The sequence below is a fragment of the Gordonia sp. p3-SID1431 genome (genome assembly GCF_025143765.1).
In the GTDB taxonomy this organism is placed as follows: domain Bacteria; phylum Actinomycetota; class Actinomycetes; order Mycobacteriales; family Mycobacteriaceae; genus Gordonia; species Gordonia hongkongensis.
On record NZ_JAMBDT010000144.1, the window covers coordinates 1 to 9819 of the forward strand.

At 67.5% G+C, this 9819-nt stretch carries 9 protein-coding genes and 1 riboswitch; of the genes, 3 read left to right on the forward strand and 6 right to left on the reverse strand.

Annotated features, from left to right (window positions below; genetic code table 11):
- The 4 genes from M4D77_RS22390 to M4D77_RS22405 all read right to left on the reverse strand — a co-directional run.
- A partial coding sequence (locus M4D77_RS22390) for a cytochrome bc complex cytochrome b subunit (RefSeq protein ID WP_259937460.1) occupies positions 1–1602 on the reverse strand: 1602 nt, incomplete at its 3' end.
- Positions 1599–2756, reverse strand: coding sequence for a ubiquinol-cytochrome c reductase iron-sulfur subunit (locus tag M4D77_RS22395; protein WP_058253077.1), 1158 nt, complete (start codon positions 2754–2756; stop codon positions 1599–1601). The genes M4D77_RS22395 and M4D77_RS22390, both read right to left, overlap by 4 nt.
- Positions 2753–3649: a c-type cytochrome gene (locus tag M4D77_RS22400; protein ID WP_058253076.1), complete on the reverse strand. Its 897-nt coding sequence runs from the start codon at positions 3647–3649 to the stop codon at positions 2753–2755. The genes M4D77_RS22395 and M4D77_RS22400 overlap by 4 nt, the downstream gene beginning before the upstream one ends.
- Before the next feature lie 74 nt (positions 3650–3723).
- The gene (locus M4D77_RS22405) at positions 3724–4335 is read right to left on the reverse strand and encodes a heme-copper oxidase subunit III (protein ID WP_065630046.1); all 612 of its coding nucleotides are present in this window, start codon (positions 4333–4335) and stop codon (positions 3724–3726) included.
- A 153-nt stretch (positions 4336–4488) separates the two neighbouring features.
- Between M4D77_RS22405 and M4D77_RS22410 the strand changes: the two genes are divergently transcribed.
- A complete protein-coding gene (locus tag M4D77_RS22410; RefSeq protein WP_065630095.1) occupies positions 4489–4974 on the forward strand; it encodes a hypothetical protein in 486 nt (161 codons plus the stop codon).
- Between the two features lie 21 nt (positions 4975–4995).
- Entirely contained in the window at positions 4996–6066 is a 1071-nt protein-coding gene (gene trpD, locus M4D77_RS22415) for an anthranilate phosphoribosyltransferase (protein WP_065630045.1), read from the forward strand.
- Positions 6067–6112: 46 nt separating this feature from the next.
- Here trpD and M4D77_RS22420 read toward each other — a convergent pair whose 3' ends face one another.
- Entirely contained in the window at positions 6113–6391 is a 279-nt protein-coding gene (locus M4D77_RS22420) for an Lrp/AsnC family transcriptional regulator (protein ID WP_058253073.1), read from the reverse strand.
- 26 nt (positions 6392–6417) lie between these two features.
- Positions 6418–8250, reverse strand: coding sequence for a DEDD exonuclease domain-containing protein (locus M4D77_RS22425; protein ID WP_240198555.1), 1833 nt, complete (start codon positions 8248–8250; stop codon positions 6418–6420).
- Positions 8251–8833: 583 nt separating this feature from the next.
- Positions 8834–9065: riboswitch (cyclic di-AMP (ydaO/yuaA leader) on the forward strand.
- Between the two features lie 16 nt (positions 9066–9081).
- Here M4D77_RS22425 and M4D77_RS22430 point away from each other — a divergent pair.
- Positions 9082–9768: a C40 family peptidase gene (locus M4D77_RS22430; protein WP_259937461.1), complete on the forward strand. Its 687-nt coding sequence runs from the start codon at positions 9082–9084 to the stop codon at positions 9766–9768.
- Positions 9769–9819: the final 51 nt, after the last annotated feature.

Here is a 9819-nt window from a genome sequence, read left to right on the forward strand (position 1 = left end):
GCCCTTGGCCTGCAGCTCGCGAAGGGCCTTCCGCTCGCCGGCCTCGATCTCGTGCTCGAGTTCGACGTTGCGCAGCTGCTCCTCCGGCGGATCCGCCGTGAGGATCGAACCGGTCCCCGGGGCACCGGCGGAGCCGAGCTTGTTCATCCGCTTGGGCAGTGCCGCACCCTCGTAGGGGAGCGGGATCGGGTGACCATGGCTGTCGACCGGGCCGAGCGGCTGGTGGACCTCGATGTACTCACCCTGCGGCAGCCGCTTGATGATGCCGGTCTCGATGCCGTGTGCCAGGACCTCGCGGTCACTGCGCTGCAACGAGAGCGCCCAGCGGTAGGCGATGAAGTAGACCAGCGGCGGCAGGACGATCAGACCGATACGCCCGATCCAGGTGGTCGCGTTCAGCGAGATGTGGAACTTGAACGCGATGATGTCGTTCATACATGCGATCGTCAGCAGGATGTAGAACGAGACCGCCATCGAGCCGATCGCCGTCCGCACCGGGGTGTCGCGGGGACGCTGCAGCAGGTTGTGGTGCGCGTCGTCGCCGGTGAGCTTCTTCTCGATCCACGGGTAAGCGAACATCAGGCCGAAGATGATGGTCATGATCAGCACGACCCAGTTCGACATCGGCACCGTGTAGTTGCCCAGGTAGAGCTCCCATGCCGGGAACAGACGTATCAGACCGTCCGTCCACATCATGTAGATGTCCGGCTGAGATCCGGCCGACACCTGTGCCGGGTTGTACGGACCGATGTTCCAGACCGGGTTGATCTGGAAGACGCCCGACATGATCGCCAGGACGCCGGTGACGAAGGCGAACATCGCGCCGGCCTTGGCGGCGAAGACCGGCATGATGCGGACGCCGACGACGTTCTTCTCGGTGCGGCCGGGGCCGGGGAACTGCGTGTGCTTCTGGTACCAGACCAGCGCGAGGTGTGCGCCGATCAGAGCCAGGATGATGCCCGGGAAGAGCAGGATGTGCAGCACGTAGAGGCGCGGGATGATGATGACGCCGGGGAAGTCGCCGCCGAACAGAGCCCAGTGAATCCAGGTGCCGACGACCGGGATGCCGAGGACGATGCCACTCATGGCGGCGCGGACGCCGGTGCCCGACAGGAGGTCGTCGGGGAGCGAGTAACCGAAGAAGCCCTCGAACATCGCCAGGATCAGCAGGAGACAACCGATGATCCAGTTGGCCTCACGCGGACGTCGGAACGCACCGGTGAAGAAGATGCGCATCATGTGGATGATGATCGACGCGGCGAACAGCAGTGCCGCCCAGTGGTGGATCTGACGGACGAAGAGACCGCCGCGCACCTCGAACGAGATGTTCAGCGTCGTCTCGTACGCCTTGGTCATCATCACGCCGTTCAGCGGCTGGTAGGCGCCGTCGTACACCACGCGCGTCATCGACGGATCGAAGAACAGCGACAGGTAGACGCCCGACACCAGCAGGATGATGAAGCTGTACAGCGCGATCTCACCCAGCATGAAGGACCAGTGGGTGGGGAAGACCTTGTTGATCTGGCGACGCATGCCCGCGGCGAGGTGATACCGCGAGTCCACTTCTTCGGCTTGAGTGCCGAGGCGTTCGGCGATGCTCATGACTTACGCTCCCAGAATGCCGGACCGACGGGCTCGATGAAGTCGCCTGCGGCAACGAGGTAGCCCTCGTTGTTCACCGTGATCGGCAGCTGTGCCAGCGCACGTGCGGCCGGTCCGAAGATGGGCTTGGCGTACTCGAGCGCATCGAACTGCGACTGATGGCAGGGACACAGGATGCGGTTGCTCCGCTGCTCGTAGAGCGAGGCGGGGCAGCCGAGGTGGCTGCAGACCTTGGTGTAGGCGAAGTAGTCACCGTAGTTGAAGCTCTCCTGACCCTTGCGCTTGACCGCACGGGCCGCATCCTCGGGACGCAGACGGATGAGCATGACGGGGTTGCGGACCTGGTGCAGGCCCTCCTCCAGCAGATGGCGGGAGTGCTCGGACTCGCCGAACCCGTCCGAACGACGCCACGGGAACACGGTTTCCATACCGCCGGCGTCGAGATCTTCCGGCCGGACCAGGGCGACCTGGAACGGGTTGCCGGTGTCACGCCGCAGGTAGATGGTCTCGTTGGGCGCTTCCGGCGGGTTGTAGATCGGCGACCATCCCGAATGCCACAGCGGCGAGTCGGGGCCCTCGGCCCACGGGTTCTTGATGAAGCCCCCGAGGAAGGCCACGAGTCCGGTGACCGCGAAGGCGCCGAGACCGAAACCGGCGGAGCCGATGATCATCTTGCGACGACCCAGGGTGGACGTGGCGCCGGTGTCCTGGAGCAGACCGACGATCGTCTTCTTGTCGACCTCGGTCGATCCACCGTCGTGACGATCCTGAACCGAGATCTCGGCCGGGATGAACTTCTTGGTGATGAGGATCAGCGCGACGCCGATGGCGAACACCGACAGGCCGAACGTCACGCCGAGGAGCGGCGTGTTGAACGTGTACCACCAGTAGTTCGGATCGTCCGGGAGGGCGAATTCCCAGTGGTTGAACAGGAAGATCCCGAGGCACGCGAGGGCGGACACGCCGGCCACGGTGAACCAGATGGCCACCTGACGCTCGGCGCGCTTCTCGACCTTGGTGCCCGGCACCGAGTAACGCTCGGACCGGTGGATGATCTCGACGCCGTCGAGATTGGTGCCGAGTTTGACGAGCTCATCGGTGCTCATCTGTTCGAGTTCGTCCCGCGACGGGACGTCTTTGTCGTTCGCGCTCATGCTCGAGATCCCATCCACATGGCGCCGGCGACGATGGCGATGACGCCGACGAACCACATGACCATGCCTTCACTGACCGGGCCGAAACCACCGAGGCCCAGACCACCACTGGGCTTGGCCTCGCTCACGTACTTGACGTAGGCGATCACGTCCCGCTTCTCTTCCGGATCGAGCTGACGGTTCGAGAACTTGGGCATGTTCTGCGGACCGGTCAGCATCGCGGTGTAGATCTGCGCCTCGTTCACCCCGTCGAGGTTCGGCGCGAACTTGCCCGAGGACAGTGCGCCACCGCGACCGGTGAAGTTGTGGCACGACGCGCAGTTCAATCGGAACAGCTCACTGCCGCGTCCGATGCTGTCGCCGCGCAGTGACTCCATCGCGACGGTGCCGTCGGCATTGCGCGGCACCTGCGGTCCGCCACCCTCGGCCTGGATGTAGGCGCCGAGCTGGTCGATCTGCTCGGTGGTGAACTTGGCCGGCTTGCGCTGGGCTTGCGCCTCACCACGCGCCGCCGGCATACGTCCGGTCGACACCTGGAAGTACACGGCGGCGTCGCCGACACCGAGAAGTGCGGGACCGCGCTCGGGCACGCCCTGGAGGTTCGCGCCGTGGCAGGTGATGCACGAGGTCTCGTAGAGCTTGCGACCGTCGTCGATCATCGCGGCGTTGCTCTCGTCGGCGACCGCGACCTGCGGCTCGGGGGTCAGCACCGAGGCGAGCACACCCGCCATGACGAGGCCGGCCAGCAGCACGATGGTGCCGCCTGCGCGCCGACGGAGCTTGCGTCGGGCCTTGGCGCGGCGGCCGGCGTCGCGTGCAGAGGAGCGTCGGGCCGAGGCATCGGGTCCGACCTCGGTGCCGCTATCCGACGGACGCGGTGGAGATGAACTCATCTGTGACTCTCTACTAAGCGGGACGGACTGTTGTTAGATCGAGCTGCGCTCGGTCGTGGTGGAACGGGCCGGCGTCATCGGATGAAGTAGATCGTGACGAACAGCCCGATCCACACGATGTCGACGAAATGCCAGTAGTAGGAGACGACGATGGCCGCGGTTGCCTGCGCCGGCGTGAACTTCGACAGCTTGGTCCGGATGAGCAGATACACGAACGCGATCAGACCGCCGATCACGTGGAGGCCGTGGAACCCGGTCGTCATGTAGAAGACCGAGCCGTACGCATCCGACGCGAGGGTCGTGCCGTGGCCGACCAGCACGGTGTACTCGTACGCCTGCCCGATCACGAAGATCGTTCCCATGATGAGGGTGATGACGTACCAGCGGCGGAGGCCGAAGACGTCACCGCGCTCGGCGGCGAAGACACCCATCTGGCACGTCACCGACGACAGGATGAGAATCGTCGTCACCGGGATGGCGAGGGCGAGATTCAGCTCGGTCGGTGGCGGCGGCCAGCCGACGGCGGAGTTGGCACGGGCGACGAAATACATCGCGAAGAGGCCAGCGAAGAACATGAGCTCACTGGACAGCCACACGATCGTGCCGACGCTGACCATGTTGGGCCGGTTCAGCGAGTGCACGCGCGAGGTGATGGCTGTTCCTGAGGTACCTACAGCGCTTGTCACAAGTGAAGTATGACGGTTCGTAGTAAGCCGTGGCCACCCGGGTCGGAAATTGCCCCCGATTAATTCTCCCGGTGCAGGTCCGGGCCCGAATCGGGCGACCTTCGGCGTGTCCGGGAAGGGCGTGGCGGACGCCCGGCTCGCTACCGTGTGTTCATGTCCAGTTCGGCGCCGCCCGGCCCCCGTGATCTCAACGGCCGACTCGTCGAGCAGGGTCGTCTGGCGCGGCTCCGCTCACGGCTGCGCCCGCGTGTCGGCGCCGGTCCGCTGACGCTGCGTGAGCAGGTGGAGGTGGTGGCCCGGTCCGACGACGACGCCATCGCGAGTTCGGTGGCCCTCGACGCGTCGTCGTGGCGAGCCGCGGAGGAGGTGATCCTCCGGCACGTCGTCGAGGTGCCACCCGACCGGCGGGCCGACGCGGCCGCGGTGGCCGCGCTCGACGGTTACGAGTCCGTCGACGACGAACGCTGGGGGCCGAGGCCGGCACCGCGCGACGACCGGCTCGTGGTCCTGGTCCTGGCGCGGGTCCAGTTGCTCGACGCGATGCATCTGTCCCAGGAACGGTCCCGGATGGCGAGCCTGGGTTCGCGGCACGGCGGATTCGCACGCGAGTGGGCCGTCCTCCAGCGTCCGCCGCTCTGAACACGAATATGCTGACTCCCCGTGAGCACCGCACAGTCTGACTTCAGCTGGCCGCAGATCCTCGGCAAGGTCACCGATCGCCTCGACCTCGACGCCGACGAGGCGGCGTGGGCGATGAACGAGATCATGACCGACAGTGCGACCGGAGCCCAGATCGCCGCGTTCGGCGTCGGCGTGAAGATGAAAGGTGCCGCACCGGCGGAGCTCCTCGGGTTGTCCCGCGCGATGCTCGACCACGCGACGCTCGTGGACGTCGGTCGCCCGGCCGTCGACGTCGTGGGGACCGGCGGCGACCGGTCGCACACGGTGAACATCTCCACGATGACGTCGATCGTGATCGCTGCGTCGGGCGTCGCGGTGGTCAAGCACGGCAACCGTGCGGCGTCGTCGAAGAGCGGCGGTGCCGACGTGCTGGAGGCGCTCGGCGTCGACATCTCCCTCGACGCCGCCGCGGTCGCGCAGTGCGTGTCGGAACTCGGGATCGGCTTCTGCTTCGCGCCGGTGTTCCATCCGGCGTTCCGCTTCACCGGTCCGCCGCGCAAGGAGATCGGCATCCCGACGGTCTTCAACGTGCTGGGGCCGCTGACCAACCCGGCGACACCCAGCCGGGGGCTGATCGGCTGCGCCTTCGCCGACCTCGCGCCGGTTCTGGCGCGGGCCTTCGCCGAGCGCGGCGGCTCCGCGCTGGTGGTCCGCGGCGACGACGGTCTCGACGAACTGACGACCACCACCACGTCGACGGTCTGGCAGGTCGTCGCCGGGCAGGTGAACGAACTCACCGTCGACCCGACGGATCTGGGGATCGCGCGCGTGGAACTCTCCGCCCTGCAGGGGGGAGACGCGACGGTCAACGCCGCGATCGCCCGTGAGTTGCTGGCCGGGACCACGGGCCCGGTCCGGGACGCGGTGCTGCTGAACTCGGCCGGGGCCATCGTCGCGTTCGAGCAGGAGGCGCCGATGAGCTCGGCGGAACTGACCGATGCCCTCGGCGCCGCGAAGGAGCGGGCGGCCGATGCGATCGACAACGGTGCCGCCGCCGACCTGCTGCAGCGGTGGGCCGAGCTCAGCGGCCGGCTCGCCGCGCCCGCCTGACGGTCACGCTGTCCCGAAATCCTTGTGGGGCTCAGTGTTCGGCGGGTCAGTTCTCGCCGATGGAGAAACCGCCCTCGACGTCGGAGCTGGAGTAGCTGCGGAACGCGATGTGTGTCGCGCTCTTGAGAACCCCGGGTAGGCGGTTGATCTGGCCGGTGACGACCGTCGCGATCTGTTCGTGGTCACGGACCCGGATCTTCGCGATCAGATCGACGTCGCCCGCACAGGAGTACACCTCTTCGACCCCGGGGATGTCGGCGACGGCCTGGGCGGTCTCCGGGATCCGGTGGATGTCGGCCTGGATGAGGACGATGGCGGTGATCATGCCGCCAGCCTAGTGGTGCGTGGCCCTCAGCTCGCCTGCCGTGTGCGAGAGTCGGCGACGGGTCTGGCCGCACGTGCGTCGTGCGCCGACTGCGACCAGCCGAGCCGGCGTTCGGCGCAGCCGGCGGGCAGGGCGACCGGCTCACTCGTCGACACGATGCGCGCGCCCGGTTCGGTCATCCAGCGGTACACGAGGCCGACCTCCTCGGCCGGCGCGCCCCGCAGCGGACCGGGGCCCGGTAACACGGTCTCCGCGGCCGCGACGAGCGCGTCGACGACGGGCATGGGCGAGACGCCGCGTCGGGCGCGCCCGGCGGCGGCGAGCCGTCCGTGCCGGATGACCGCGAACTGCCAACCGCGTTCACCGTCGGGCCGGGCGACCACGATCTCGGCGATCGCGCACAGCGCGGCCAGTCGCTGGCAGCGGGCGAGGGCGTCGATCGTGAGCGCGAGACGGTCCCGATGCCGCGCCGCGGTCTCGAACATGTGCGCCTTGGCGAGGTCGGTGAGGCGCGCGGTGAGGCCGTCGAGGAGCTCGTCGGCCTCACCTCGCATGAGCCGGCGGGCCGCGGTGACCCGGGGAGAGTAGTCCGGCACCGTCTGCGGCTGCGCCGTGGCCGCCCGGCAGGACCCCGGCCGCCGCCTCCCATCGGCCTCGGGACACCAGTGGTAGCCCGTCGCGCCGAGCCGTGTCGTGCACGTGCGCAGACCGGCGGCCGCCGAGATCACGTCGGCGACGGTCGCCGCGTTGTTGCGGTTGCCCACCGGGCCGATCGACTCGTCGGTGGGTGTTCGGCTGACCTTGAGCCGGGGGAAGCGTTCCTCGGTCAGGGTCACCCACCAACCCTTGTGCGGCTGGGTCGATCGTCGGTTGTACGCCGGTGCGTGCGCGCCGAGGAGCCGGCGTTCGCGGACGGCGGCCTCCAGGGCGTGGGAACACTCCACGACGTCGACCCGTTGGGCGAGGAGCACCATCTCCGCGATGCGGCGGCGCGGGTCGTTGCCACTGAAGTACGACCGGACCCGGCGGCGGAGGTCCACCGCGGTGCCCACGTAGAGGACCTCGTTCGACGGGCCGCGGAACAGGTACACCCCGGGACGGGCCGGGACATGGTCGGCGAGTGCGCGTTTGGCGCGCAGGCGCGGGTCGGTCTTCGGGAGATACGACGTCAGCTCGCCGACGGTCGCGATGCCCTGATTGCCGACGCGCTCGAGGAGCCGGTGGAAGACCTCCACCGTGGCGCGCGCATCGTCGAGCGCCCGGTGGGTGGGCCGCACGGAGACGTCGAACAGGTCGGCGAGCGCGCTGAGCTTGACCGTCGGCGCCTCGTCACGGCTGAGGATGCGCCGGGCCATGGTCACCGTGCACAGGCTGAGGCTGAACGTCCACGGCAGGTGGAGCCGGATCGCGTTCTGCCGAAGGAAACCCATGTCGAAACGAGCGTTGTGGGCCACCAGGATCGAGCCGCGGGCGAACTCGAAGAACGACGGCAGCACCGACTCGATCCGGGGGGCGTCGGTCAGCATCGCGGTGGTGATGCCGGTGAGGGTCACGATCTGCGGGGGGATCGGCCGGCCGGGGTCGACCAGCGTGGCGAACTCGCCGACCACCTCGCCGCCGCGGATCTTGACCGCGCCGATCTCGGTGATCCGGTCGCGGACCGGGTCGGACCCGGTGGTCTCGAGGTCGACGACGACGAGGGTCGTCTCGAAGAGCGACCGGTCGCTGAATTCGTTCGTCGTCTCACCCGTGGCCCCCTGGTCGGCGGCCTCCAGGTCGGCGAAGGTGAGCTGCCCCGCGGGCGAGCCGTCCACGCTGGTCTGCGTCACCCGGCGAACACTAGTTCGATCCACCGACATCGCGACCGCGACGCTCCGACATCGTGTCGTGTGACCCGTGTGACTGCTGTGTCGATCGCTGTTCGACGGACTTGTCGGTGGGCGCCCCTAGTCTCCACCTGGACGTGAGAAATGCGGTCTTCTCACGGTCACAACGACCCGTAACGGGGCCGACGCGGCCCACCCTCGCCAGATGAGATGGAGATCACATTATGTACGTCGATTGTGCGCGCTGCCCGGCTCGTCCCGTCGCTTGCGACGGGTGCATGATGACAGTGCTGTTTGGTGGTCCGAGCTGGGACGATATGTCCCACGAAGGTGGAGGTTCGGTAACGGCGGCCACCTCGGACGCGGATGCCGAACTGGACCTCGCCATCGACGTTCTGCAGGCTGCTGCAATGGTGACCAGCGGCGCTGCACGATCTGCAAGATCAGCCAAAACCGCAGTTCAGGCGCCGGATCGACGCGCTTCTGTGACCGTCCTCAGGGCAGGCTGAGAAGCGGCCGAGGTTTGGCTGTCTGTCGCTTAGTGGACAGAGCGCATCCGATTTCGTAACCTTTCTGAGACCTTTGCGGAGCGTCCCGCTTCAACAGAAGTGGTCCGCAGTAGTCACCGCTCAATCGCCCTCGCGGGCGAACCGGGGAACCACAACCTTCGGACGGGCTCGTCGGAGCGCATCGCCACTGATGCGACTCAGTCGAAGCCGATCCGAATCGGGGTGAATCGCGTTGCCATGCATGAGTGTCCAGTGGATACCTCATGCGCGAAAACGTGTAGGGCCACTCTTCCGGCCCGAACCCGACAGCTAACTCGGTCGGCGGTAGAGGAAGATCTGAAGGAGAACTCGCTTCGTGGCCAAACATCGTTTGGAACAGCCCAATCGTGGCAGCACGGTCGCCAAGAAGGCGGTGATCGCTGGATCGATCACACTCGGTTCGCTCGCCGCAGCCGCCGGCCCTGCTCTCGCCGCCCCGGTCCACACCCCGCTGGGCACTCTCGAGATCCCGGCCCTGCCCGGCGCGAAGGCCCCGGAGGCCAAGCCCGCGCCTGAGGCCACGCCGGTGAAGAAGTCGCCCGCCGCCACGGTCGAGATCCCCAACCTGGGGCAGTTCACCGTGCCGGGTATCGCGCCGGAGCAGATCCCGCAGCAGTTCCGCCCGCAGGGTGGCGGCGCGCCCCTGGGCCAGCCGCAGCTGACCGCCGGTCAGAAGGCGGTAAAGGCCGCCGAGAGCAAGATCGGTGCGCCGTACTCCTACGGCTCCGCCGGCCCCAACGCATTCGACTGCTCGGGCCTCGTCTACTGGTCCTACAAGCAGGCCGGCAAGAACATCCCGCGCGATAGCTACGGCCAGCTCGGCGGCGGACGCGCGGTGTCGTACTCCGAGGCCAAGCCCGGCGACGTCATGATCTTCAACGGTGGCGGCCACGCCGGCATCTACGTCGGCAACGGTCAGTTCGTCCACTCGTCCAACTACGGCACGCCGGTCAAGCGCGACGCCGTCAAGGAGTGGACCCTGACGGGCATCCGTCGGTACTGACGACAACTGAACACGAACAGACTGAGCACGAAGGTCTCTGGACGGGGGGGG